Genomic DNA, 25,088 nt, shown 5'->3' on the forward strand with positions numbered 1-25,088 from the left:
GATTCAACGTGCCGCTTCGTTCCGGTCGCTCTACAGCCGCCGGCTTCGCTTCGGCGGCTGATCGCTCTCTGCACTCCGCTTATTTGCGCTGTCACATTCAACTTTATCTCTTTTCTACACAACATTGGCGCTACAAACACATTCCTGCTGCCAAGGGTACAAGGGATCAAGGATCAAGGGAAAAGGACCTGGAGAGGCGGAAGCCCAAGCTGATGTTGCGGTCGTCCGGCTCGTAGCGGTAACGATAAGCCGACCGGCAGCTCTGCGCGTCATTGCTCCAGCTGCCGCCGCGAATCACACGGCCGGAGCCCCTTGGTTCATCAACCCAGGCACTGCTATCATCAGGTCCACTCTTTTCTTCGCTATGCCAGTCATCCTCACACCACTCCCAGACATTACCTGCCATATCAAGATGACCACCGGGTGCGGCGCCTGCCGGATAGATCCCAACAGGTGTTGGTCTACCAACGTTTTCATTAAAATTTAGCATTTCATCATCCGGCTCAGTATTACCCCAGGGATACTCCCCTTCAGAATTATGAGCAGCAGCCTTCCACTCTCTTTCAGAAGGCAATCTGTATTCATCTCCAGTCTGTTCACTCAGCCAGGAGCAGTAAGCACGTACCTCATACCAGGAAACATGTATCACTGGTCTATTAGGATAATCCAGCTGCTCATCCCAATTGTCCGGCCCTTCCCAGCCACCTTTCTGTTTAATATCCCAACTATCTTCCCAGAAACGATGATCATGGTATCCTTCATTATCTACAAAACGTTGATATTCAACAACAGTTACCAGGTATTTTCCCAGTTCCACTCCTTCATAGTCAGGTATTGGTAACATATCCGGATCTAACTTTAATCGGTGATCACCTGCCTGACCTAAAGCTTCCGCTGCGTCTATGCGCTGCTGTGCAGACACTTGTTTTGCACCGTTAACAGTAAAAATATCCATCACTTCAGTTTGTGCTTTTTCCCATCCAAGACGTGTTGGTGGCTTGTAATCGTATACTTCAAGGATACGCAACAACCGTCCCAGAACACCTACAGAACGGGCCAATGAAGAAAGATCACCATAGTCCACTGCGGCCAGGATATTTTTTACCAGCATATGAAGCCTGTATACACCAGTCCATGCCAGGCACCCTGCCAAATGATCCAACACCTCTCTCCATTGAGGATTAAACAACTGAGGAGCAACTAAATCCCACCACTCCTCATCACTCCTATCAACAAGGGCACGCGCGGTGAAGTGTTCCTGGAAATTGAGATGCCAGAATCTCAACCGTCCAGGGCCATACTTCTCTATAATTCCACTGGCGAGCATCTCCTCTTCCAGAAACCGCATTCCCTCCCGACGAACACGATCATTATCATCAATACCCTTAATGTCCGAAAAGGGGATATTAAGCTGTTCCGCTGCCTGCGACAGGTCTACAATCACCTGCTTACCATCATTGCTGCAAGTCATAGCCATAGCAAGGACCTTAAAACACTCCTCAGCAAAGACATTTGTATAACCCCTTTTTTGACGGTTCTCCTCACGCGCGTTCAGCAGCCACCTTAATACAGCAGCCAGCAAATCAGCTTTTCCATGAGGAAGTTTACGTTCATTCCAGTGGACCACACAAAGATAGGTTAGCATAACCGGGTTACGCGCCAGTTTACGGATAGGCGCTGAGTCAACAATCGCCTCTTGAAGCGCCGGCAAATATTCAGAGAGGCTTGTTCCATCTCCAGACTGAAAAAGGGCACGACACCACCTGTCCAGAAACTCTATTATCTCCTTTTTACCAAAGGCATCGATATGTGCCGTAGTAATTGTCTCAATATCCGCGATATCATGGTAACCGAATGGACGTGAGCTTATGACAATCAAATTTTTACCCCAGTGGCTGAGGATTGAATTTACAATATCCACTATCAGGTCTCTGACATAGTTTTCCGCCACTTCATCCAGACCATCTAACAGTAAAGCACATCCTCCGTTGTCCATCTTTTCTTTCAGCAGTGTAGCCTTTGTCTTACCATAAATATTTTCCATCACCTGAATAAGCTTACGCCAGGATTCTCCGCACGAAACGTACGCCGTATTTTCTTTTAAAGTGTCAGCAAGAGCGGCAAGCCTTATAAAAACCGGAACTGGCGCTGGCTTATCTAAGGACAATCCAAGGTGGTCCAGACGACCAGGTTTTTCCATGCCTAACGCGTCCTTTGCCAATACACCAGCGATAAGCTTCATAAACGTTGTCTTACCACCTCCTGGATCACCCACAATCAACAGACGACTGTTTGTTGACAGCAAATCCGTAAGTGGTACACGCTCACCCGCACGCGCCTTCTCCATATCCAGGTGACATGCATCTTCCTTCCTGGAATGACTTGTCTTTAAAGGTGTGTAGATCTCTTCAATAGGGAAGTTGATCGCCTGCCTGCCGGAACCGGAGCGGGAGAATATTCCCTTAATATCTATCCTGCTGTTTTCGGCAGCGACTGATCTTAGATAATCCGGAAGCAACTCTTTACTGAAGCACTCTCTGATCTCGCCAAGACTTCCATCTTTAATAAGCCGAATTATCTCATCCAGCTTATGCCCATCAACTGTCTGTACAGGGGTCCGGGTCCGGTCAACCATCTCGTTGAAGACAAGGGAAAGACGGGCAAACTCAAGGCGAAGTTCAACACCTGAATCACGCAACTCATCACCTAGCCTATTCCACTCAACAAAAGTGTCCGCCTCACTCTCCAACATAGAAATATCATTTGTTCTAAAAGCTTCTTCAAACGCCCTCTTTATCTCTTTACGATTGAAAAACTTCAAGATCTCTTCCGGCTGATCAACACCGTATGCAACCAGAGTATGGGCATAGACAGAATCAAAGTTTGGATCCGGCTTTTCAGGCTTGAGACCAACGGCATTAAGTATCCTCAGAACTTTACTGCTGTGTTTAGCCTCTTTCCAACCGGCAGTGCCGGCCCCTTTGACTATTTCAAAAATCACACTTCCAATAAGACCTTCCATCATTGCCATTTATTACCCTCCTTATTCATTCCTGTGATTCCTGCTTTCCTTAGCGGCCATTGTTTTTTTCTTTATACCACGATGTTTCTGATTATAAAGCATTTAAAATGCAATGTGCCCCGATTTTATTTTTTCCATGACCTTCTTTAATCTTCTACTGATTGTCACCGGATAGGCTGTTTTACAATTCAGGTCCTTAAACTTTTTCGGTAATCTGGACATATTCTTTTCTACCGTTTTCTGTATTTGTTTGACGGTTGGTATTTTATAGACGAGTTTGCCTTTTTTCATAATGGGCTGTAATAGCTCCTCGGCATCAAACTCTTCATCTACCAAGCCAATTATGTCTTTTTTATACAAACCTCTCTTGTTAAGAAAACGATAGATCTGTTTTTTTGACGGATATGTCTCCTTCTCTTTACTTAATTTCATCTTTGGTACCACCTTGCCTTTGATCTCCTGCTCAACCAGTTTATAGACGCCGCCAAGCGCAGGTGTGTCTTTTGACGTAACCATCTCTGTGCCGACACCAAAGGAGTCAATGCACGCACCTTTAGCAAGCATCTGGGCAATTTTGTATTCATTAAGGTCACTGCTTGCCGTAATCTTTACGTGACCGAGACCTGCTTCATCCAGAATTCTCCTTACTCTTTTACTTAGAAGTGTTATATTACCGCTGTCCAGCCTGACACCTTTCAACTTCATCCCGATCTTTGTGGCCAGTTTAGCGCCTTTAATTGTATCGTAGGTATCAATCAAAAGGACCGTGTTATCCGGAAAAACATTGTGGAAGTCTTGGAACGATTCGTATTCATCACCATAGGCCATAATCCATGAATGGGCGACAGTACCTATTGGAGGTATCCCCAGCTCGCGGGCCGCTAGAACATTAGAAGTGCCAACGCACCCGCCTATATAACACGCCCTGGCAGCCAATACGCCAGCCTGTGGGCCGTGCGCTCGTCTTGTCCCGAAATCAATTACCTTCCTGCCATCAGCAGCAAACACTACCCTTGACGCCTTGGAGGCAATAAGTGTCTGATAATTTATTATTGAGAGAAGATACGTCTCGATTATCTGGGCCTCAATCATTGAAGCAGTCACCCTTATAATGGGTTCATTCGCGAAAATCACAGTACCTTCAGGGACAGCATAGAGATCTCCTTTGAAACTAAAATCTTCAAGATAATTAAAAAACTTGTTACTTACATTTTTGAAAACGGGAAGCTCCTTAAGGTATTTCACATACTCGGCCGTAAAGCTTATATTTGCAATATAGTGAACCGCCTGTTCAAGACCTGCGGCAATAAGGTACGAACGTCTTTCCGGCAAGTCTCTGACAAACAGTTCAAACGTTGATTTATGGTTTATCCCATGTTCAAAATAACCTGCAATCATGGTCAACTGATAGAGGTCAGTAGAGATGCAGGTGTTTGCATCATCTAAAAAGAGTGATTTTGGCTTTCCGGTATTTTTTTTCATGTTTTTTATTAATAATGTATCCCGGTTATTGACACGTATGTTAGTATAGTTTATGCTTTAGTACTATATTTTTATATACAAATTTATTTTAATTACATATATGTTTAAATCTGAAGAGTTTGTACAGAAATTGATAGACAGCGGCTTTGACTTTTTTACAGGTGTTCCCTGTTCTATTATTGGAAATGTGATTAATAATCTTACAGAGAGGCATGACGTTACATATGTACCAGCGGTAAGAGAAGATGCCGCAGTCGGGGTTGCAAGCGGAGCATATATGGCCGGAAAGATGCCCGTGGTCTTGATGCAAAACTCCGGACTTGGACAATGTTTAAATACCCTGACTTCTTTAAACCTGATTTACAAACTTCCCTGTCTGTTGATAGTCACATGGCGAGGGTTTGAAGGAAAGGATGCGCCTGAACATCTCGTGATGGGCAGGACATGCGCAAAACTCCTTGATCTGGTCGAGATACCGTACTTTACCTTTAATCCGGACAATATCAGGTCCTTCATTAATCATGCGCATAATTTGATTGTTGAGAACAGTGGCCCGGTAGCTCTTTTTCTCAAAAAAGGGGTAATTGATTGAACTATAAAGAAGTAATTACGACAATAACAGAGTTATTGACAGACCAGTTAGTTGTCTGCGCGAATGGTTTGATAAGCAGAGAAGCATTCACAATACGAGACAGGACTGAAAATTTTTACATGATAGGGTCAATGGGAATGGCGTCATCAATAGGCCTGGGAATAGCATTAAATAAGCCTTCAAGAAAGGTAATTATCCTGGAAGGTGATGGAAATCTGCTGATGAACCCTGGTTCCCTTCCAATGACAGGCGCTCTTCATCCTGTAAACCTTCTGCATATTGTGCTGGACAATGAGGTATACGCGTCAACAGGAAATCAGCCGACTATTTCCAGCAAAATAGAACTGGAAGAGTTTGCAAAGTCAGCAAAATATGCATATGTAAAAAAAGTGACAACGAATGAAGAGCTGAGAGGAGAGATAGTACATGCTCTGAAAAATGAAGGCCCATCATTCCTTCTGGTCAAAATATCTGATACAGCAGAACAGATAGAAATTGGCAGGGTAACGCACAGCCCGGAACAGATTAAAGAGAGGTTTATGTCTGCAATGTAAAGTTTTGAGTCCTTTCAAAATAAAGGCCAGACCACAATGCTTCCTCGAACGCAAAGAAAAAAAGCCTTTTAATTTTAATATGTTTTCTTGGAGATCTTTGCGATTTTGCGTGAGGACTCTATTTTTGTTTAATAATGAAAAACTTAAATAAAACGAAAAAGATGATTTTACTTAACCCCGGACCGGTATGTACCTCAGAGAAGGTCAGAAACTCGCTTTTAAAAGGTGATATGTGCCACCGTGAAAGTGAATTTTCTACCTTGCTAACCAACACACGCAAGAAAATCTTACAGGCATTTACACCAGACGGAAGCTACACGACTGCAATCATTACGGGTTCCGGGACAGCTTCTCTGGAAGCGGGTATCTGCTCTTCGGTAAGCCAGGGAAAGAAGATCTTAATCATAAACAACGGTGTTTATGGTGAAAGGATGTCACGTATCGCGTCGGTATATAAGATTGACAAAGTTGAGCTCAAGTACGACTGGAGCGAGCTGCCGGATATTAATCAGATCGAAGAAACGATCTCACAAGACACAGAGATTGAAGTAGTCGCAATGGTACACCACGAAACTACTACCGGCTTGATAAATCCAATCAACGAAGCGGGTGCTGTTATAAAAAAACATGGCAGGACTTTCTTCCTGGACTCGATCAGCGGGCTCGGAGGTGAAGAGATAGACCTGGTTAATGACAATGTGGATATATGTATCTGCACCGCCAATAAATGTATCCAGGGACTTCCTGGATTGTCATTTGTTCTGCTCAAAAATAACGAGGTAAAGAGAATGAGAAATATACCGCCCCGTTCTCTCTATTTTAATGTTATCTCTCAGCTTGATGAGCAAGAGGAAAAAGGAGAATGTCCGTTTACACCATCAGTGCACACTTTCTATGCTTTTGAAGAAGCGCTGGATGAATTACTGAAAGAGGGTGTACAGGGCAGAATTGACCGATACAAAAAAGCCTCTTCATATTTAAGGCAGGAATTTAAAAGGCTTAATCTGAAGTTACTTTTGCAGGAAAAGCTCCTTTCCAATACGATTACTGCTTTGTATCTGCCTGAAAATATGACTTATACCCGTCTGCATGATAATCTTAAGGAGAGAGGTTTTATTATATATGCCGGTCAGGGTGAGTTAAACAAAACGATATTCAGGATTGCAAATATGGGAGAATTGACCATGGAAGACCTGGAGTCTTTAATTAAAAATCTACAGGAGGTGTTAGTTGAATAATCGGCGGCCACGTTGCAAACTGCCCAGAGTACTTCAGGGTGGCATAGGCAAACTTTGTTTGTCCGTGTTTGCAGAATATATAGCACCTGCATGGACAAACGAGTTTGTCCATGCCACCACTACACAGTTATGTTATAAAAAGGAATCGCAACAATGAAAGTTATAATGTTAGCAGCGGGTGTTGGAAAGAGGATGTCGGCAGTGACAGACAAAATACCCAAATGCCTTATTAAAATCGGCGAAAAGACACTACTGGAAAGGCACCTTGAAACAATATCTCTTTTAGGAATAGAGGATATCGTCTTCGTTGTCGGCCATTTCAAAGAAAAAATAAAAGAGACTGTAGAAAGGAGTAACAACGGATTTAATATTAAATACATAGAGAACGAACAATATACAAAAGGCAGTATTCTATCCCTATGGTATGCCAGAAACGAGTTAAATGATGACGTGCTGATTATGGATGCCGATGTGTTGTACCATGAAAAGCTTCTTAGAAAACTGGTAAAATCCAAACATAATAACTGTTTTCTACTGGATCCAAACTGTGAAGACACAGGTGAAGAGATGATGCTGTTTATAAAAGAAAAAAAAGTAGTAGGAATCTCTAAAGTCCACTCATATGATTGCGACTTTAAAGGAGAAGGAGTAGGGTTTTTTAAGCTGGCTGCAAATGACTGCCACAAACTCAGAACCATTCTTGAAGAGTTTGAACAGGCAGGAAAAGTCAATGTTGAATATGAAGACACATTACACGAGTTGATTTCACAACACCCAGCCGGCTTTGAAAGTGTGAATGATCTACCATGGATAGAAATTGACTTTGAAGAGGACATAGAAAGGGCTAGAAGAGAAATACTTCCAAAGATTGAAAATGTCATTAGAAACTGAAAACCAGAGCAGCCGACCTGTTGTTTCCGATTTAGACAGCCCCATAATTGACAGATACATAATCCGCAGAATATCAGGGTTTATTACCGGACTTATCGTAAAGACACCAGTTACTCCGAATCAGGTAACTATCTTAAGCCTGGTAACTGGCATTACCGCGGCCCTCTTCTTCTCCCATGGATCGCGTATTTATACTATAATAGCCGGTATTCTCTATTTTGTATCAACTATCTTTGACCAATGTGACGGAGAGGTTGCAAGGTTCAAACACATGGAGTCAGAATTTGGCAGGGCTTTTGATATAATAGTTGATTCTATAGTGAATGCCGGAATTGTTGCCGGAATTACGGTTGCGCTCTATAAAAATAGCGGCTCCGGATTCCATATTATTATAGGTGTTATGGCAATAACCGGCATTTCAATCTCAATCCTCCTTGCAACATATTTTGGCAAGGAGAATAAAACCGATACAGGAACAAAGGAGATGCTTGATAAACTGAATAACAAAGACTTTTTTTATATCATCATGCTCGCATCCGTGTTCTTTAATCAGATGATATGGTTTCTCCTGATTATGGCGGTCGGAACAAACATATTCTGGATAGTACACAAAATTGCTCATCGTAAGGTTACAACCTAAAGGAGCCAGGTTTTTGAACACAAAAAGTCATTCTCAACGTGTGATTGAGTATCATGAGAGAACAAAGCACTTTCCGAATCGTCCCGCAAATTCTGCAGGTTATCTAGATTGGGCCAGCCAGCCTGATTCGTTTAGAAACTATGAAGGTGCAGGTACTGTCAGGCTTCCTTTCTCAAATAGTACTTCGATTGCAAATTATTATGATTTATTTGTCAGGAAGAACAATAAATTCCAGGTTTTTTCATTAACAAATATAGCCTTGTTCCTTGAACTGTCCATGGGACTATCCGCCTGGAAATCTTACTCAGGAACTACATGGGCTCTCCGAATGAACCCTTCAAGTGGCAACCTGCATCCCACAGAGACACATCTTGTCCTGCCTCCGGCCCCGGACAGCAATAATAACGGTGGAGTATTTCATTACAATCCGTTGCTCCATGTCCTTGAGCAGAGGGCAGAATTTGATGAGCAGTTCTGGTTAAGACTGGAGGAACACTTTCGTCAAAAAGGACTTCTAATCGGACTTACGAGTATATATTGGAGAGAGTCCTGGAAGTATGGAGAGCGCGCGTTTCGCTACTGCAATCATGACATCGGACACGCAATGGCCTGCCTGAGTTTCTCTGCGAACCTCCTGGGATGGAAAATAACCTACCTCAACTCTTTATCAACGAAAGACATTGAGATTATTCTGGGATTTCAAAAGACCAGATGGAAAAAATTTGAAAAGGAAGAATCTGACATTCTATTCTTTGTACATAAAAGTACTGAACATCTTGACATGAGAAACATTCCCCATGATATTATCAAATCTTTTGATACTCTTAATTTCAGAGGTGAGCCAAACCGTTTAAGCAATGACCACCAGGACTGGTATGTTATCGATGAAGTATCTTCAGATACTCACAAACCAGTAACAGAAGGAGAAATATACCATTACAACGATCATGTATATTTCGAGAAGAATGTACCTTCGATATCCGCTGAAAAAATCATAAGACAGAGAAGGAGTGCTCAAGCTTATGATGGAAAGACTTCCATTACAAAAAATGAATTCTTTGCCATACTTGACAAAACCATCCCAAGGGGTCAAAACGCTCCATTTGATCTGGAATTGGGTGAAATCTCCGTACACCTCCTTATCTTTGCACACAAGGTTGTTGACCTGGATCCCGGTCTTTATTTCCTGATTCGTAACGAAGAAGATTTTGCAGACATTAAGCAGAACTGCCATCCGGATTTCTTATGGAAAAGAGTAGACGATGCACCCCATAAGCTACCTCTCTTTCTTTTGAAAAAAGATGATTTAAGGAGCGAAGCGATGTTTGCAAGCTGCCAGCAGGATATTGCAGGCGATGGTGCATTCTCAGTAGGTATGATTACAAAGTTTAAAGAAAATATTGAGAAAAATTGTTTTTCATATCGCCGTCTCTTCTGGGAAACGGGAATGATCGGACAAATTCTTTACCTTGAGGCAGAAGTTCATTCACTCAGAGGTACAGGAATCGGATGTTTTTTCGATGATGTAGTTCACAAACTCTTAGGGCTCAATGATAACTCTTATCAAAGCCTCTACCATTTTACTATGGGAGGCGCACTGGAAGATAAACGTATCACTACACTACCACCCTACTACCATTTAAAAAACAACAAACATCCAGACACAAAGTAACACGAGCAAAGAAAACTTTCCTCTCTTTATAAGACCAGATGTATCGCAGTACAATATCACCTTCGCCCCTAACCGTATCGTGAAAAAGTTAAACCTTCAGTTTTTTCAGATAATGGAGAAGCTATATTTGTTTTTGCGAAATCATCTTTTTCGAGTACCTCAAGATTGTTTATTTGCTTCGCAGATACTTAGCCGGATAACGCTGATACGTGGTAAACATTAAATTGGAAAATAAACCAGTTTTTCTTTGGACATCAATAACCTAGTTTCTCAAGCTCCGGATAAAACTTCCCTTCTTCAAATGCTATTCTATCTGCAAGTGCACTTTTTATTCCATTGAAATCATCCGCAAAGTCTTCGCTATCGACTGTTTCAGGCGATGAAAATTTATCAAAAAATGGTAATAGCGCTGTCTGGGCTATGCTGCCAAGTTCATCCATAAATCTTTGTGCGGAAGATTTAAAAGGCCCTTCAACATCTGACTTGTCCATTGCTTCCTGTATAACACTGTTTTCTTCTCCAACATGAGCTAACAATGCTTCTTTTAAACTATTTAGGGCATCAATTCTTTGTTGCCCTCCGGATGAATCAATTTCTCCTAATAAGCTCACTGCTTCCCGGTGTGTTGCTTTAAAACCGTCAACTGTTGCTCCCATGAGAAACCCCCTCCTTTCTTCACATTATAATAATTTAGCCCGATTGTAGTACGTCTCCATGCGGTAACAGACTATCCTTTGACTCGCCGCCTGTGCCTATTGGTGCAGGCACTCAGAATGACGCCATACTGAACGGGTCAAACGAAGTTAAACTGAACAGAGTAGAAGAATCATAACTTTAAAATCGCTAAACTTAACTTCATTATGACATGGAAATGATAAAAATAAAGAGAACACCTTCTTAAAACTGAAAATTTATCTTTTTGACAATGATTAAAAGCCAATATACAATTCATCTACTGACCAACAGGTTATTCTAACACTAACAATATTTTGAGATTATGACAATAAAAAATATTTTCAAGAGGTATCTGGTATCTTTTAACAGTAAAACACTTCAGCATATTTTTACTGACACGCTGGTAATAGGCAGTGGTGTTGCCGGTCTAAGTTCTGCCATCCACGCTGCAAGAGGTGGATCTGTCTTAGTCGTTACCAAGTCCATGATAAATGAGAATTGTACAGAACATGCTCAAGGAGGTATTGCCGCAACATTAAACCCGGTTGACAGCTTTAAGCAGCACATTAATGACACTCTGAAAACTGGACATGGTATCTGTGATGACAAGGTAGTTCGTGGTGTAGTTAGAGAGGGCCCAAAGCGTGTAAAGGAATTAATAGGTTGGGGCGCTAAATTTGACAGGGAGAACGGAAAGCTGGCATTCACAAAAGAGGGCGGACACAGCTATCCGAGAATATTAAGGGCCAGAGGTGACTCTACTGGTAAAGAGATTGAAGAGACACTGATTAATGTAGTTAAAAAAAACCCTAAGATCAGAGTTTTTGAAAATACGTTTGCTCTTGATTTACTGGTAAGTAAAAACAGCTGTAATGGGATTATAGCGTGGCGTAGCCACGCGGGAAACACGTTGATATGGGCCAGGCAGACTATTTTAGCATCAGGTGGTTGTGGCCAGGTTTATAGAGAAACAACAAATCCTGAAATAGCGACTGCAGATGGAATTGCAATGGCCCATCGCGCAAGGGTAAAACTTCAGGATCTTGAATTCGTACAATTTCACCCAACAACATTATATGTCGCTGGGGCCGAGAGAGTTTTAATTTCTGAAACGGTCCGTGGTGAAGGAGGAATCTTGCGGAACAAATTTGGTGAAAGATTCATGCCAAAGTATCATTCCAGCGCCGAACTGGCGCCAAGGGATATCGTCAGCAGGAGCATAATACAGGAAATACGCAACACTGATTTTACACATGTATATCTGGATGTAAGGCACATTCCAAAAGAAAAGCTCAGCACAAGATTTCCAAAAATAAAAAAATTATGTAAGTCTTTCGGCATTGACATAACTCAAGAATTAATCCCAGTTCATCCGAGCGCTCATTACATGATTGGAGGTATTCTGGTGGACCAAAAAGGAAGAACAAGCATGGAAAACCTTTATGCATGTGGAGAAGTATCCTGTACCGGTCTTCATGGTGCAAACCGCCTAGGAAGCAACTCGTTATTAGAAGGACTGGTTTTCGGTTACAGGACAGGCCACCTGGCAGGTAAGGAATCAGCAAAAAAGAAAGATGAATTATTATCACCACGTTTCTTTAAAGGACCATCCAAGAGCCATTTATATAACGAACTGGATTTAAAAGATATTAAAAATTCACTAAAAAGTATTATGTGGAGAAATGTTGGTATCGAAAGAGACGGCAAATACCTTAAAGACACAATCAATAGCATTAAACATTGGTCAAAGTATATTATTAGTAATGAATTTTCATCACCACTTGGCTGGGAAGTACAAAACATGCTCACCGCATCAATCTTAATTGCAAGTTCAGCTTTTAAAAGGCGTGAATCAAGAGGCGTTCACTATCGATTAGACCATCTAAATACAAATGACAAACAATGGAAAAAACACATTATCGTCAATAATAACACAAACGGATTTGAGCAATAAGAAAATAACAACTTAATGTCTTAGTTTCAGACAATGAGAATTAGCGTACCTTACCCAGAATAATACTGACATTGTGACCGCCAAAACCAAAAGAATTGGACATCACATTCTCTATTTGTCTTTCCTTCGCCTCATTAGGAACAAAGTCTATTCCATCACAATCAGGGTCAGGATTATCATAATTTATCGTAGGAGGAATAACGTTCTTATCTAATACCAACGAACATATTAATGCTTCAACTCCACCTGAAGCCCCCAGTTGATGACCCAGCATGGATTTCGTCGAGCTGACAGATATATTCTTTACGTGATCGCGAAAAACATTCTTGATGGCGTTAATCTCAACCATATCTCCAAGGTGAGTAGATGTCGCATGTGCATTAATGTAGGATATCTGTTCAACATTCAACCTGGCATCTTTTAATGCGTTCCTCATGGCGGTACAAGCACCTTTACCTTCAGGATGGGGGGCTGTTATGTGATGTGCGTCATCACTCATTGCAAAGCCGAGCATCTCAGCATAAATAGTCGCACCTCTCCTCTTTGCACTTTCCATCTCTTCTAAAATGACCATACCGGAACCTTCCGAAATGACAAACCCGTTTCTATCTCTATCAAAAGGTCTACTGGCTTTCTGAGGCTCCTCGTTTCTTGTAGACAAAGCCTTCATATTATTAAACGCGCCTACACAGAGTGGAGTAATCGTTGCTTCAGTTCCTCCCGCAAACATTACATCTGCTTCTCCTCTCTGAACAATCCGGAATGCTTCAACAATGGCATGCGCGCCAGACGCACAAGCGGTAATAACAGAAAAATTTGCGGCTCGAAGGCCAAATTTAATAGCTATGTAACCCGGTGCTGCATTAGCCATTAATTTAGTAATCATAAAAGGAGAAACTCTTGATGGACCTCTTTCGAGTAAAATCTTATGCTGCGCTTCAATCTCAATAATACCACCAATACCGGTACCAATAATTGCACCTACCTTATCCCGGTCCATATTATCAAGATCGATCCCGGAATCTTCAAGGGCAAGGGCCGCAGAGGCTACAGCGAATTGAGAAAATCTGTCTAACCTTCTCTCTTCCTTCTTATTAAACCATCTAGCCGCATCAAAATCTGCCGCTTCTCCCGCAATAAGTACGTCATGACCAGTTGTGTCAAAAGCAGTTATATCAGCAATTCCGCTTTTACCATTACACAATGATTCCCAAAGTTGATCTTTCTCACAACCTACCGGGGTTATTGCCCCAAGACCTGTAATCGCTACTCTTGAACCCATCGTTTTTACTTGTGCTCCTTAATATATGTTATCGCATCCCCGACAGTTTGAATTTTTTCAGCTTCTTCATCAGGAATACTAACATCAAACGCATCTTCAAGCTCCATTACCAGTTCAACAGTATCAAGCGAATCCGCACCCAAATCGTTTATAAAAGATGTTTCCGGTGTTACCTGGTCCTTATTCACACCCATCTGCTTTACAATTATTTCTTTTACTTTTTCTTCAACTGATTCTTCTGTAGACAAGACGTTTCCTCCTTAGGACAAAATTCCCAGATTTTTCAATATTTCACTAAAGAATTGTAATAATTAATATTTCTCATCTCATTGTAAGATCTGTTTTTAATAAGTAGTCACGCAAATAACTTACCCAAATTCTTTCTATAAAACGTGTCTGTTTCCCACAATCCATCACATCATATATACTTCTTTTTTACCACTTAATTATAGACGAACTCCATGTTAAACCCCCTCCAAAAGCAACCAGAATCGCCGTACTTCCCGGTTTTAACACCCCCCCCTTCTCTATCTCATCCATTGCTATAGGAATAGAAGCAGAAGATGTATTGCCATAACGGTCGATATTAATGTATGCTTTTTCCTTTGGAAGTTTAAGCTTTTCCATAGCGGCTTCAATTATTCTAATATTGCTTTGATGTGGAATAATCATATCAAAGTCTTCTACCCGCATGTTATTTTCAGTAGCAGCCCTGGTGATTACATCAACCATGTTAATAATGGCTTGCTTAAATACCTCTTTACCTCTCAGCTTAATATAATGTGAACGCGAATCTACTGTCTCATGGGACGCAGGTAACCTGGAACCACCTGCCGGAAGCATCAACAACTCTGCCTGACTGCCATCCGAACCCAAATATGTCGTAATTATCTCTCTTCTGCCATTACCTTGTTGGACGACTACCGCACCAGCTCCATCACCAAAAAGAATACATGTTGACCTGTCAGTATAGTCGGTAATCTTCGACATGCATTCAGTCCCAACAACCAATACTGTTTTCATGGCTCCGGATGCAACAAAACTTCTCGCTACAGATAATGCATACACAAATCCCGCACAAGCTGCCAATAAATCGAAAGCACCTGCATTCCGTGCACCTAACTTCTCCTGTATATAACAGGAAGTAGAAGGGAATAAACAGTCGGGTGTGATAGTGGATGCAATTATTAGATCTACTTCAGTGGGTAAGACATTTGCATCATCCAGCGCACGTAAAGACGCTTCAACCGCAAGATCCGAAGCAGCAACTCCATTTTCTACAATACGCCTTTCCTTTATCCCCGTACGCTTGGTGATCCATTCATCCGTTGTATCAAGCATCTTCGACAGATCGTCGTTGGTGAGTACTTTTTCGGGTAAAAAAGACCCTACCCCTGTAATTGATGCCTTGTATTCATTATCCATTAATTATCCTAATAAATTAGGAAATTGGGTTTATTTATATAGCAGTCACAAGAGACGAATTTGCAATCTCAAGTTCTGTATTAATATGTTTATTTACTTCGTACTTACCAAACTGTATAGCTTCTCTTATTGCATTCTGGATTGTTTTGGAATCCGACCTTCCATGAGAAATAATGCAGATACCATCGATCCCAAGTAATGGAACACCACCATATTCGGTATAATCCATTTTACTGTACAGATGTTCGCGAACAGGTTTGCACAGCCAGGCCCCCAGTCTTGTCCAGACACTCTTCTTTGCCTCCAATGCAAATGCAGCCAACATACTTATCGAGAGCCCTTCTGCAAATTTCAACAGAACATTACCAACAAAACCTTCACAAACAACTATATCAAACTTGCCATCAAAGACATCACGTCCTTCCGCGTTTCCAACAAAGTTCAGCGAAGTATTTGAAAGAAGTGAAAAAGTCTCTTTTACCAACTCGTTACCCTTCGCGTCCTCTTCTCCGATATTTAAAAGCCCTACTCTCGGTTTCTCAATATTCAACACATATTTACAAAAGACAGATGCCATAACTCCGTATTGCATCAAATGTGAAGGCTTGCATTGTATATTCGCACCGGCATCAATTACCATACACGCACCATGAAAAGTCGGTATCGACACAGCTATCCCCGGACGTTTAACATGCTCCAACGTACGAAGAAACAAGGATGCCGCAGCTACAGACGCACCTGTGTTACCTGCGCTCACTACCGCATCTGCCGCTTTTTCAGCTACCAACTTTACACTTTTGGTTATTGATGAATCTGCTTTTTTACGCACGGCTACAGTTGCAGACTCGTTCATGCCTACTACTTGTGACGCATGCACAACTGAAATATTATCAACAGTAGTAGCACCACATGCAACCAATTCACTTTTAATTCTATCCTGATCACCTACTAATATCATTTCGTGATCGGTATAGAAGCGTGCAGCAGCCACTGCCCCTTTTATGATCTCAACCGGAGCCGCATCACCACCCATTGCATCAACCGCAATACGCATATCTACGCTCTCTCTACAGCAATAACTTGTTGGCCACGATAATAACCACAATTATGACAAACCGTATGTGGTCTTTTTATTTGTTTACAATGAGGACAAATATACTTCTTTGACCTACTACCTGATGTACTCCTCGCAAACTCAGAGCGTGGAACGTTTGGCGGTTTCAACGCATCATGTGCACGTCTCTTACCTGACCTGGAACTGGATTGCCTTCTTTTTGGAACTGCCATATTATGTAACTCTCATCTTAAAATCTAAAATAAATAAGGGAAGAATGAGAAAGAAAGGGAAAAGTATAAGGTATTATCTTTACTACCAAGCCTCCCATTACTTTCTTGTTCTTCCCTTATTCCACCTATCCCCTTTAAATTTATAAACTTATAAAGGGTGTCAGCCGGATTAATAATTTTCTTATTTTATATTTGCACCTTACCTTTGTCAAGCAAAAACATCATTGGTAAATTCGACAGAAAATCATGAATCATAATCTATCTCTTTTTGTAGTATTTTTAACCCTAAGTCAATGGCTTCATAGATCTTATCAGGAAGTTGACCACCGGCCTGCGCCATATCAGGGCGACCTCCACCACCTCCTCCAACAATTTTTGCAATATCCCCTGCAATATTGCCGGCATGAAGCCCTTTTTTTACTAAATCACTACTTAATGAAACAATTAATGTCACCCTGCCATTCCCTACAGCTCCCAATATTATTGCAACAGACCCCAGGCTCTTTTTCAATGAATCAACAGTTTTCCTCAAATCGTCTGCATCTGCTCCTTTTACCACTTCTGCCACAACTTTAACCCCTGAAATATCTTTAGCTTTAGAAATAAAGTCAGAAGATTTTTTTTGCATACCATCTTTTTTTGCCTTCTGTACATCTTTTCTAAGTTCCTTTAATTGGCGTATTAAATCTTCAGCACGTTGAACCACCATGTTTTCCTGCGTATCAAGCAGCCCGCATAAACTATCCAACATTTGCTCCTTTCGCCTTGTCCATGCGATAGCTTCATGCCCAGTAGCAGCCTCAATCCTGCGTATACCTGCAGCTATTGACGTTTCGCTGATAATTTTAAATATCCCAATCTCTCCTGTATTCTTTACATGGATGCCCCCGCAAAGTTCCTGGCTGTAATCCCCAATACTTACAACCCTTACGTTCGTACCATATTTCTCACCAAACAGTGCCGTAGCGCCAGCTTTCCTTGCCTGGTCTAATGCCATTTGATCTGTAGTGACAGTAGCATTTTCCATAACCCTTTCATTCATCAGCTCTTCTATTCTTGCGATTTCATCTTTTTTTACACCCTCAAAATGGTGGAAGTCAAAACGAAGCCTCTCCGGTGATACGAAAGATCCTGATTGCTCTGCATGCTGCCCTAAAACACGTCTTAAAATTGAGTGAAGCATGTGTGTTGCTGAATGATTTCGCTTAATAGCGCCTCTTCGTTCAGTATCAACAACCGAAGAAACATTTTCATCTTGACGAATACAGCCTTCTACAACCTTTCCAATATGCACTATGATATCATTTGATTTCTTAGTATCTGTGATCTCAACATTTGCACTCTTTGTACGGATTACACCGGTGTCACCGATCTGACCTCCTGCTTCTGCGTAAAATGGAGTCTGGTCCAGCACAACATGCACATTCTGCCCTGCTTTTGCCGAATCAACCAGTTGCTCGTTAATTATCAGACCAATTACCCTTCCTTCAACCTCACTCTGTTCATAACCCAGAAAAATTGACTCTTTCGTTGTCTCCTTTAATGTACTTAACGGCCCCTCATCAAATATACTTCCCGTCATTTGCGACGACACCTTTGCTCGTTCGCGCTGCATCTGCATCTTTTTCTCGAAGCCGTCTTCATCAACGGAGAGGTTGTTTTCCTCTAAAATTGATTTTGTCATCTCAAACGGAAAACCAAATGTATCATACAATTGGAAAGCATCCTGACCCGACAAGTTCTTCTCTCCACTATCACGAAGATCTTCCATAAGCTCATCCAGCCTCTTATTCCCCATAAACAGGGTTTCATGGAACCGTTCCTCTTCGTTCTTTATAATCCTGGCAATGTTTTCCCTGCGTTGCTTTATTTCAGGATACTGCTCAAACATTACGTCGGCAATAGCTGGAACAAGTTTATAGAGAAAGCACTCCTCTTTTCCCAATTTCAACCCATCACGAACGGCCCTTCTCAAAAGCCTTCTTTGGACATAACCTCTTCCTTCATTACCGGGCAATACTCCATCAGAAATACAGAAAATAACTGCCCTTACGTGGTCGGCTATGCGATTCATCAGTTTACCTTTTTCTGCCTGGCTATCATATTTAACCTCAGTGATCTCAGAAATGTTTTGAATTATCGGTTTAAATATATCTATCTCAAAGTTTGTGCTGACACCCTGGATAACACTGGCCATTCTCTCCAGCCCCATACCAGTATCTACATTCTTATTTGGTAACGGGCTAAGCGCCCCCCCTTCTCTTCTATCAAATTGTGTAAAGACAAGATTCCACACCTCAACAAAACGTTCACAATCACAATCCGGAGCACACTCTTTTCTTCCGCACCCAACACCATCTCCCCGATCATAAAAGATTTCCGAGCAAGGACCGCAAGGACCGTTAGGTCCCTCTGAAGGAGCGCTTGCCGGCCAGAAATTTTCCTTCTCTCCAAACCGGTATATCCTCTCTTCAGGAATGCCAATCCTGTTTTGCCAGATCTCATATGACTCTTCGTCATCAAGAAAAACACTGACAGATAATCTCTCTTTCGGCAGCTTCATTTCATAAAGCATAAATTCCCACGCCATCTCAATTGCCTCTGTTTTAAAATAATCTCCAAAAGAAAAATTACCCAGCATTTCAAAGAAAGTGTGATGCATTGGGGTCCTGCCTACATTCTCTATATCACCGGTCCGGATGCACTTCTGGCATGTAGTAGCCTTCTTGGCATCCAGCGTTCCTTTACCAAGAAACATATCCTTAAACTGGTTCATCCCGGCACCTGTAAATAAAAGAGTCGGATCATCTTTCGGAACAAGCGAATCACTTGGAAAAACAGAATGCCCTTTTTTCTCAAAAAAACTTATATATTTTTTTCTAATTTCATCTGTTTTCATAATATAGTTTTGATATTCTACCTATGAGGATAATCAAATCAAGGTAAATATCTATCTCCAAGACAGGACAGTATTTATCAAATTGTCAGGTTATAGATACATGGCGCCTCACATCTCCATTCCTGCCATTTCTTAAGATGCGCCCCCTTTTTAACCGTTAAGGAATGAGACGGTAAAAACTTTCTTTAGAATACAAATATGCAACACTTTTTTATTGTTTTCGGAATTTTGCGTTGATAGATTTCTGCTTTTTTATAGTAAAATAAAGATAAATTTCTCAAATTTATCCAGTAAAGATTGTTTTGCTGTGGTACTGAACCCTCTCTTACCAAAAAGAATCTTTAGGATTGCGTCTTTGATCTAATTTTACAAAACATGGACGTACCTCTCCCACAGATAACGTTGTTTTCAGCTTCAAAATTGTTACGACTAAATGATTATTGGTACGGGTTTTTGACTTCGTTGCCATAATATATCAAATTGTAAATTATCCATCACTGCCCGCGTTACTTTAAGGATTAATTGCCTGCCAGTGCCTATTATCTTTGCAGCAAAATCCAATGCCTTTCTCCTCACCGTCGTCGCATAGCTGCCTATGGGCAATACCCCTTCCAATACGTCTTCTTTAAATGCTTCAAACAAAAAGAATGATATCAGCATACAATAATATACTACACTATTGGGTACAAATCTCTTAAATGGTAATTCTTCAAATCCAAAATCCTTTAACCCTCTATGCGGTAATTCATCTGCTCCTCTCATATGATGGCTCTCTATAATTGTTTCTGTATGCAACAATCTTCTCTCTTCCTCCTGAGTACTACAGTTGGCTAACACCTTTGGATTAACTCCTATATTCGTGAGAATTACATTATCTGGCCGCGCAAAGTCCAATAACCTTTGTTCTCCATCATGACTCAATCTGGTGTATATTGCACGATAAAACCTCTCCCACGAATCACATCTATAACCAAACTCCAAATACTTCCACTCTTGATTCCTATTGCTGTAGACATCCCATTGGTCCTCTAACTGGACACCTACATACTCCTTTACTCCCTTATACATCTTGCCAGTACAGATAAATCCTACTCCAAGATTGTCACATGCTTGTAATATTTTCTCATCAAAAAAACCACTATCAAGCCTGACTATTATCGTGACTGTCTCACTATATTCCTCACGGATTACCCGCACAAGGTCTCTCATCATATTCACCACGGTATTACCATAGTTGCTGTGTTTCTTTCCACCTCGGAAGACCGCATCCACTATCTTACCATTCCAAATTGCTTGTAAAGGTTGGAAACCTTTTACTTTTTTATAGGTGGGCTGTACTCCATAGCGCTTCTGTGCTTCATCGTTGTCCATAACCATTGTATCTAATGTTAAGTCTATGGCCTCAGGGTTTTCTCGCCTTAACCTCCAAATAAACATCTTTCGTAATATCTTCCGAAATGGGCCTCCACATACCCATGAAAACGATTTATAAAACCGTTTTATCTGATGTGACGACACCATCTCTGTCTGAGAATTCTCTATTACTGATGCATAGCCCTCATCTGCTCTTAATTGATCAAATGAATTTAGGTGGCGACTCGTCCCATCATAAAACCAACAAAATATCTGTTTGAATATATTCCACACCGGAAGACCTTTGCCGCTTTTTCTGATATCTCCAAAAAACTCTTCTAATAACGGGTATATTTCTACACTACTTAAATATTTAACAAATAAAGACATGCCTCCTCTGCCGGTTAATGTGTCATTTGTTACTCCGATTTTGTTAATCTTGCACTTGCTTTTAAATACATTTTTCTTCATAATACTCTCCTCACTTAATGGGTGATGGATTTTGTTTTCTTGAAAATGTATTATAACAAATTACTATTGCCTTTTAAGTGGGTTTTAAGTCTTTTTAGCAAATACAAATCGCTCAGCTTAGGTATAAGTAACTAGATGTAGCAAGAAGTAAAAACTTTTTGCTACATCTTTTCTTACCGAATCAAGTTTCTGAATCAAACCATTTATCATGAAATTCATTTAACTCCATCTCTGGTGATAGGTTTAAATATATTTGAGTTGTGCTTAGATGATCGTGTCCGAGTATCTTCATCAAAGAGGGGAGGGGGTGTTAGAGAAAAAGAAAATTATCCATTGTGGTCTTGTATGACTAGTGTCCTAAAAAATTTAGAGGAGGAAGTCTTAAAAGTAGACAATGGGCAACAATGATGTTACACTTACTTAGTTATAAAATATTAAATTTATGAAATCATTTTCATTTTTAAGAAAAAAAATGGGTAATCATTCTTATACCGTAATTTTTGAACCTCTTGGAGAGGGTGGTTATGAAGTTATCATTCCTGCCATTCCAACAATTGTTACTTATGGCCGTACTCTAAAGGAAGCAAAAGAGATGGCTACAGATGCTATCAAGTGCCATCTTGAAGGACTAACAAAAGATGGTGAGCCAATTCCAAAAGATATAGATACAGAACCAGTAACTGAAAAGCTTGAAATAAGCCTTGCGGGAGTGTGAAAAAAGAATTACCTATCATAAAGCCTAAAAAAGTAATTAAGGCTATACTAAAAGCTAATTTTTACATTCACCACCAAACAGGTTCTCATGTCCAGCTTAGGCATATAATTAAAACCAACCTCCGAGTTACAATTCCAAGGCATGATAGATTTGATATGCCTCGTCATGTGCTAAAGAGTATTCTAAGACAAGCAGAGCTTTCTGTTGATGAGTTCTTGGAATTGCTGTAACATACACTATCAGTTGTTTAATTTCCTTTCTGCGATTTCCTGCATTTCGTCAATTCCGATAGTTCCGTACATATCCATTGTAGTTTTGTATGACTGGTGTCCTAAAAAGTTTTGAATCCACTCTGCGGTAAATCCTTTTGATTTTAAAAACCTTGCTATGGAGTGCCGGAAGATATGCGGGTTTATATTTTTGCGTTTTGGTTGCGGTGGTTTGATTCCTGCTTTTTCTCCAACATCAGCAACAATATAATTTAGCGCTCGATTGGAAAGCGGTTTGTTGTGGGTTGATAAAAATACCGCTCCGCTTTTACGATCTCCTATAAGATGTTTTATATCGCTCACGAATTCATCATCTACGATAGGCACTATTCGTATCTTTCCTCCTTTGCCTTGCCGTACTGTTACACGCTGTACTGTTACACGCTTGCGTTCGTAGTCGATGTCCCGAACATCCAACTCAACTAATTCACTACGGCGAAGCCCCAGCCAGTAAAGCGTTTTTATAATACACCTGTCCCTGAAGTTTGGAGCTGCCACAATTAGTTTTTTTATTTCGGCGGGTTTTAAATGATATGCCGATGCTTTCATTTGTTCTTTCATAGCAACTTCACATTTAGTTTTTTTTGTGAAATATATTTCACTTTTTATATCATAGGGTATTAAAAAAGCCCTGTCAAGCAGGGCGTTACTTCACACTTCTACATAAATGTGAAGTAGGTTTTTCATCATATTTTGTACAAAACTGATGTAATGATGTAATCACATTTTCCCAAAGTTTACAAAAAACCTAAAGAAATTAATTCCTGAGTAATATTCTATAATGTGTTATCTTCGGCATTATCACTATTGGCAGAGACTACATATAGTATCATCATTTTTTATACACACTACGTGTACGACTTAATAGTGGTTGAAATTTCACTTCCACCATTGACACGTTACGCAGATTTGTTAACATATCGGTACTTTAATTTTCAAGACCTCAACTTTACTTGAACGGTGTCGGTTGTCGGGAAAGGGGTCACGGGAAAGGGGTCACATCTTTGAACTTTGATATTGACAAAAGCTTGGGGTCACCCATTAGTAGGCTCCTGTCACATCTTCGCTGTCAGAAGGAACCATCCTTCTTCGCATCAACACGCTTACTGATATCGCAATGTTTTGGTGCTCAATCACTTTCACATGCCAATGCGCAGCTAATTGGTGAACCACAATTACTAACTTCAATACGTTTCAATTCAACAGAACAATCCAGCATAGCTGGTGTAAACCAGAGATCACGGAGAAAAACAAAAACATGAAAGAGTTTAACCCGAACCGCGCAACCTGTAATTCGTAACTCGAACCTCAATTTTTCTTGACTTTAATGATGTGTAGTTTAGTATCACAATTATTCAATTCGTAACTTGTTATAAAGTTGTTTTATTTGGAGTGCAGTGACCGTGTCACTGCTTTAATACGCATCATCACGGTTGATGCACTCCGTATTAAAAATAATGAAAGATTTAAACATCTGACTGAATTATTTGAACGGAGTAATTTAAAAAATGGAAACTCAGATAAGCGAACAAATAGAAACGCTGGTAAATAAATTAAAAGAAAAGTTTAACGTCCGGCAGGTTTTCATCTTTGGTTCTCAAGCTTACGGTAAACCTGACGGGGAAAGTGATATAGATTTGTGTGTAATAACAGACCTGAAGAATAAAAGGAAAATTGATATTATCAGAGATATAAGACGTGAATTAATCGATTTGATCTCTAGTCCCATAGATATACTGGTTTACACAGAGAAAGAATTTAATGAAAGAGCCGATCTCAGGAGTACATTAGAGTATAAAATCCTGTTGGACGGAACAAAAGTATATGGATAATAAGGATGTTGCGAAAGAGTGGTTTACAATTGCTGAAGCTGATTTGTCTTCGGCAGAGTTTCTACAGAACATGCAATCAATGCCTACCGAAATAATCTGCTACCATTGTCAACAATCGGCAGAAAAATACTTGAAAGGATTTCTGGCTTTAAACAGTGAAGAAATCAAGAGAACTCATGATTTGGTAACCTTGAGCAAGGAATGTAGGAAATACGATGAAGATTTTGAAACGATAGAAGAGGACTGTTTAATGTTAACCGATTATGGAGTTAATATCAGATATCCTTTTCCGATGGATATCAATGAGTCTGATATGAAAGTCGCTATAAAGAGTGCCCATAATATAATATTAAAAATTACGTCTTAGCAAAAGCAAACATAAAAAAATAACTACCTCAATTTTACTGTCATTTTTAATTCAATTCTTAAAATACGAAAAACTATACTACATAAAGTGATGCGGAGAAGGTTGTCTTAAAAAATGTTTATGCTTACATGGATGTTGAGCTTTACATGTGAAATCCGCCGAAGCATATTCCAGGAATTAATGAAATTTGTAAAGTTGTATGCGAAGCGTATGATGTTTCAAAGGAGGAGATGTGCGTAAAGGGACGTAAAGGAAATGAAGGCCGGGATATGGCGATATATTTGTCGAGAAAGTATGCTATAAACACGTGTGATGAAATAGGTGAGCACTTTGGAGGTATCAGGCCTTCGGCAGTGAGTTTGGGAAGTAGACGGGTTAAGGATCGGTTAAAAACAGACAAAGCCTTTAAGAAACTGGTCAGGCAATTAGAATCTGATGTGAGAGATTTTAACAATTAAAACGAATATC

General features: G+C 40.5%; 24 protein-coding genes. 13 read left to right on the forward strand and 11 right to left on the reverse strand.

Going from position 1 to position 25,088, the window contains the following annotated elements; genetic code table 11:
* Positions 1-166 precede the first annotated feature (166 nt).
* Positions 167-3,031: an SUMF1/EgtB/PvdO family nonheme iron enzyme gene (locus tag SCALIN_RS09595; RefSeq protein WP_096894289.1), complete on the reverse strand. Its 2,865-nt coding sequence runs from the start codon at positions 3,029-3,031 to the stop codon at positions 167-169.
* A gap of 93 nt (positions 3,032-3,124) precedes the next feature.
* Positions 3,125-4,504, reverse strand: a complete 1,380-nt coding sequence (locus SCALIN_RS09600; RefSeq protein ID WP_096894290.1) for a nicotinate phosphoribosyltransferase — start codon at positions 4,502-4,504, stop codon at positions 3,125-3,127.
* A gap of 100 nt (positions 4,505-4,604) precedes the next feature.
* On the opposite strand from SCALIN_RS09600, the gene SCALIN_RS09605 reads away from it, so the two are divergent.
* The 6 genes from SCALIN_RS09605 (at position 4,605) to SCALIN_RS09630 (ending at position 10,091) form a co-directional block, all read left to right on the forward strand.
* Positions 4,605-5,096 carry a thiamine pyrophosphate-binding protein gene (locus tag SCALIN_RS09605; protein WP_096894291.1) on the forward strand — a complete coding sequence of 164 codons (492 nt, stop codon included), beginning with the start codon at positions 4,605-4,607 and terminating at the stop codon, positions 5,094-5,096.
* Positions 5,093-5,650: a thiamine pyrophosphate-dependent enzyme gene (locus tag SCALIN_RS09610; protein WP_203415419.1), complete on the forward strand. Its 558-nt coding sequence runs from the start codon at positions 5,093-5,095 to the stop codon at positions 5,648-5,650. Before SCALIN_RS09605 ends, SCALIN_RS09610 begins: the two co-directional genes overlap by 4 nt.
* Before the next feature lie 134 nt (positions 5,651-5,784).
* Positions 5,785-6,888 (forward strand): 2-aminoethylphosphonate aminotransferase, encoded by a 1,104-nt coding sequence (locus tag SCALIN_RS09615; protein ID WP_096894292.1) that lies wholly within the window; start codon positions 5,785-5,787, stop codon positions 6,886-6,888.
* 153 nt (positions 6,889-7,041) lie between these two features.
* Entirely contained in the window at positions 7,042-7,779 is a 738-nt protein-coding gene (locus tag SCALIN_RS09620; protein WP_096894293.1) for a phosphocholine cytidylyltransferase family protein, read from the forward strand.
* Positions 7,763-8,419 carry a CDP-alcohol phosphatidyltransferase family protein gene (locus SCALIN_RS09625; protein ID WP_096894294.1) on the forward strand — a complete coding sequence of 219 codons (657 nt, stop codon included), beginning with the start codon at positions 7,763-7,765 and terminating at the stop codon, positions 8,417-8,419. The genes SCALIN_RS09620 and SCALIN_RS09625 overlap by 17 nt, the downstream gene beginning before the upstream one ends.
* A gap of 13 nt (positions 8,420-8,432) precedes the next feature.
* The gene (locus SCALIN_RS09630; RefSeq protein ID WP_096894295.1) at positions 8,433-10,091 is read left to right on the forward strand and encodes a SagB/ThcOx family dehydrogenase; all 1,659 of its coding nucleotides are present in this window, start codon (positions 8,433-8,435) and stop codon (positions 10,089-10,091) included.
* Positions 10,092-10,345: 254 nt separating this feature from the next.
* Here SCALIN_RS09630 and SCALIN_RS09635 read toward each other — a convergent pair whose 3' ends face one another.
* On the reverse strand, positions 10,346-10,747 hold the full coding sequence (locus SCALIN_RS09635) for a hemerythrin domain-containing protein (RefSeq protein ID WP_096894296.1): 402 nt from the start codon (positions 10,745-10,747) through the stop codon (positions 10,346-10,348).
* A 341-nt stretch (positions 10,748-11,088) separates the two neighbouring features.
* On the opposite strand from SCALIN_RS09635, the gene nadB reads away from it, so the two are divergent.
* On the forward strand, positions 11,089-12,720 hold the full coding sequence (nadB, locus tag SCALIN_RS09640; RefSeq protein WP_096894297.1) for an L-aspartate oxidase: 1,632 nt from the start codon (positions 11,089-11,091) through the stop codon (positions 12,718-12,720).
* Positions 12,721-12,760: 40 nt separating this feature from the next.
* Here the strand turns inward: nadB and fabF are convergent, their stop codons facing one another.
* The 7 genes from fabF to SCALIN_RS09675 all read right to left on the reverse strand — a co-directional run bounded on the left by fabF (position 12,761) and on the right by SCALIN_RS09675 (position 21,437).
* Entirely contained in the window at positions 12,761-14,002 is a 1,242-nt protein-coding gene (gene fabF, locus SCALIN_RS09645) for a beta-ketoacyl-ACP synthase II (RefSeq protein WP_096894298.1), read from the reverse strand.
* Between the two features lie 5 nt (positions 14,003-14,007).
* Positions 14,008-14,250, reverse strand: coding sequence for an acyl carrier protein (gene acpP, locus SCALIN_RS09650; RefSeq protein ID WP_096894299.1), 243 nt, complete (start codon positions 14,248-14,250; stop codon positions 14,008-14,010).
* Positions 14,251-14,437: 187 nt separating this feature from the next.
* A complete protein-coding gene (locus SCALIN_RS09655) occupies positions 14,438-15,427 on the reverse strand; it encodes a beta-ketoacyl-ACP synthase III (RefSeq protein ID WP_096894300.1) in 990 nt (329 codons plus the stop codon).
* Positions 15,428-15,461: 34 nt separating this feature from the next.
* Positions 15,462-16,481, reverse strand: a complete 1,020-nt coding sequence (plsX, locus tag SCALIN_RS09660) for a phosphate acyltransferase PlsX (protein ID WP_096894301.1) — start codon at positions 16,479-16,481, stop codon at positions 15,462-15,464.
* 2 nt (positions 16,482-16,483) lie between these two features.
* Positions 16,484-16,714, reverse strand: a complete 231-nt coding sequence (gene rpmF, locus SCALIN_RS09665) for a 50S ribosomal protein L32 (RefSeq protein WP_096894302.1) — start codon at positions 16,712-16,714, stop codon at positions 16,484-16,486.
* Between the two features lie 244 nt (positions 16,715-16,958).
* Entirely contained in the window at positions 16,959-19,613 is a 2,655-nt protein-coding gene (alaS, locus tag SCALIN_RS09670; protein ID WP_096894303.1) for an alanine--tRNA ligase, read from the reverse strand.
* Positions 19,614-20,042: 429 nt separating this feature from the next.
* Positions 20,043-21,437, reverse strand: a complete 1,395-nt coding sequence (locus tag SCALIN_RS09675; RefSeq protein ID WP_096894304.1) for an IS1380 family transposase — start codon at positions 21,435-21,437, stop codon at positions 20,043-20,045.
* A 472-nt stretch (positions 21,438-21,909) separates the two neighbouring features.
* Here SCALIN_RS09675 and SCALIN_RS09680 point away from each other — a divergent pair, with 472 nt between their 5' ends.
* A complete protein-coding gene (locus tag SCALIN_RS09680; protein WP_096894324.1) occupies positions 21,910-22,152 on the forward strand; it encodes a type II toxin-antitoxin system HicB family antitoxin in 243 nt (80 codons plus the stop codon).
* Entirely contained in the window at positions 22,149-22,382 is a 234-nt protein-coding gene (locus tag SCALIN_RS23895; RefSeq protein WP_096894305.1) for a type II toxin-antitoxin system HicA family toxin, read from the forward strand. The genes SCALIN_RS09680 and SCALIN_RS23895 overlap by 4 nt, the downstream gene beginning before the upstream one ends.
* 9 nt (positions 22,383-22,391) lie before the next feature.
* Here the strand turns inward: SCALIN_RS23895 and SCALIN_RS09690 are convergent, their stop codons facing one another.
* On the reverse strand, positions 22,392-22,982 hold the full coding sequence (locus SCALIN_RS09690) for a tyrosine-type recombinase/integrase (protein WP_096894306.1): 591 nt from the start codon (positions 22,980-22,982) through the stop codon (positions 22,392-22,394).
* A gap of 443 nt (positions 22,983-23,425) precedes the next feature.
* On the opposite strand from SCALIN_RS09690, the gene SCALIN_RS21675 reads away from it, so the two are divergent.
* The 4 genes from SCALIN_RS21675 to SCALIN_RS09705 all read left to right on the forward strand — a co-directional run bounded on the left by SCALIN_RS21675 (position 23,426) and on the right by SCALIN_RS09705 (position 25,078).
* Entirely contained in the window at positions 23,426-23,683 is a 258-nt protein-coding gene (locus SCALIN_RS21675) for a hypothetical protein (RefSeq protein ID WP_133111809.1), read from the forward strand.
* A 246-nt stretch (positions 23,684-23,929) separates the two neighbouring features.
* On the forward strand, positions 23,930-24,253 hold the full coding sequence (locus SCALIN_RS09695; protein ID WP_096894307.1) for a nucleotidyltransferase domain-containing protein: 324 nt from the start codon (positions 23,930-23,932) through the stop codon (positions 24,251-24,253).
* A complete protein-coding gene (locus tag SCALIN_RS09700) occupies positions 24,246-24,620 on the forward strand; it encodes a HEPN domain-containing protein (RefSeq protein ID WP_096894308.1) in 375 nt (124 codons plus the stop codon). Before SCALIN_RS09695 ends, SCALIN_RS09700 begins: the two co-directional genes overlap by 8 nt.
* Before the next feature lie 185 nt (positions 24,621-24,805).
* On the forward strand, positions 24,806-25,078 hold the full coding sequence (locus tag SCALIN_RS09705; RefSeq protein WP_261341016.1) for a helix-turn-helix domain-containing protein: 273 nt from the start codon (positions 24,806-24,808) through the stop codon (positions 25,076-25,078).
* The last annotated feature ends 10 nt before the right edge of the window (positions 25,079-25,088 follow it).

The organism is Candidatus Scalindua japonica (assembly GCF_002443295.1).
GTDB lineage: Bacteria > Planctomycetota > Brocadiia > Brocadiales > Scalinduaceae > Scalindua > Scalindua japonica.

Excerpts from the sequence above, each read along its gene's own strand:
- SCALIN_RS09595 (WP_096894289.1), bottom strand. The coding sequence starts at position 3,031 with ATGGCAATGATGGAAGGTCTTATTGGAAGTGTGATTTTTGAAATAGTC.
- SCALIN_RS09600 (WP_096894290.1), bottom strand. The coding sequence starts at position 4,504 with ATGAAAAAAAATACCGGAAAGCCAAAATCACTCTTTTTAGATGATGCA.
- SCALIN_RS09605 (WP_096894291.1), top strand. The coding sequence starts at position 4,605 with ATGTTTAAATCTGAAGAGTTTGTACAGAAATTGATAGACAGCGGCTTT.
- SCALIN_RS09615 (WP_096894292.1), top strand. The coding sequence starts at position 5,785 with ATGAAAAACTTAAATAAAACGAAAAAGATGATTTTACTTAACCCCGGA.
- SCALIN_RS09620 (WP_096894293.1), top strand. The coding sequence starts at position 7,042 with ATGAAAGTTATAATGTTAGCAGCGGGTGTTGGAAAGAGGATGTCGGCA.
- SCALIN_RS09625 (WP_096894294.1), top strand. The coding sequence starts at position 7,763 with ATGTCATTAGAAACTGAAAACCAGAGCAGCCGACCTGTTGTTTCCGAT.
- SCALIN_RS09635 (WP_096894296.1), bottom strand. The coding sequence starts at position 10,747 with ATGGGAGCAACAGTTGACGGTTTTAAAGCAACACACCGGGAAGCAGTG.
- nadB (WP_096894297.1), top strand. The coding sequence starts at position 11,089 with ATGACAATAAAAAATATTTTCAAGAGGTATCTGGTATCTTTTAACAGT.
- fabF (WP_096894298.1), bottom strand. The coding sequence starts at position 14,002 with ATGGGTTCAAGAGTAGCGATTACAGGTCTTGGGGCAATAACCCCGGTA.
- SCALIN_RS09655 (WP_096894300.1), bottom strand. The coding sequence starts at position 15,427 with ATGGATAATGAATACAAGGCATCAATTACAGGGGTAGGGTCTTTTTTA.
- plsX (WP_096894301.1), bottom strand. The coding sequence starts at position 16,481 with ATGCGTATTGCGGTTGATGCAATGGGTGGTGATGCGGCTCCGGTTGAG.
- rpmF (WP_096894302.1), bottom strand. The coding sequence starts at position 16,714 with ATGGCAGTTCCAAAAAGAAGGCAATCCAGTTCCAGGTCAGGTAAGAGA.
- alaS (WP_096894303.1), bottom strand. The coding sequence starts at position 19,613 with ATGAAAACAGATGAAATTAGAAAAAAATATATAAGTTTTTTTGAGAAA.
- SCALIN_RS09675 (WP_096894304.1), bottom strand. The coding sequence starts at position 21,437 with ATGAAGAAAAATGTATTTAAAAGCAAGTGCAAGATTAACAAAATCGGA.
- SCALIN_RS09680 (WP_096894324.1), top strand. The coding sequence starts at position 21,910 with ATGGGTAATCATTCTTATACCGTAATTTTTGAACCTCTTGGAGAGGGT.
- SCALIN_RS09690 (WP_096894306.1), bottom strand. The coding sequence starts at position 22,982 with ATGAAAGAACAAATGAAAGCATCGGCATATCATTTAAAACCCGCCGAA.
- SCALIN_RS09695 (WP_096894307.1), top strand. The coding sequence starts at position 23,930 with ATGGAAACTCAGATAAGCGAACAAATAGAAACGCTGGTAAATAAATTA.
- SCALIN_RS09700 (WP_096894308.1), top strand. The coding sequence starts at position 24,246 with ATGGATAATAAGGATGTTGCGAAAGAGTGGTTTACAATTGCTGAAGCT.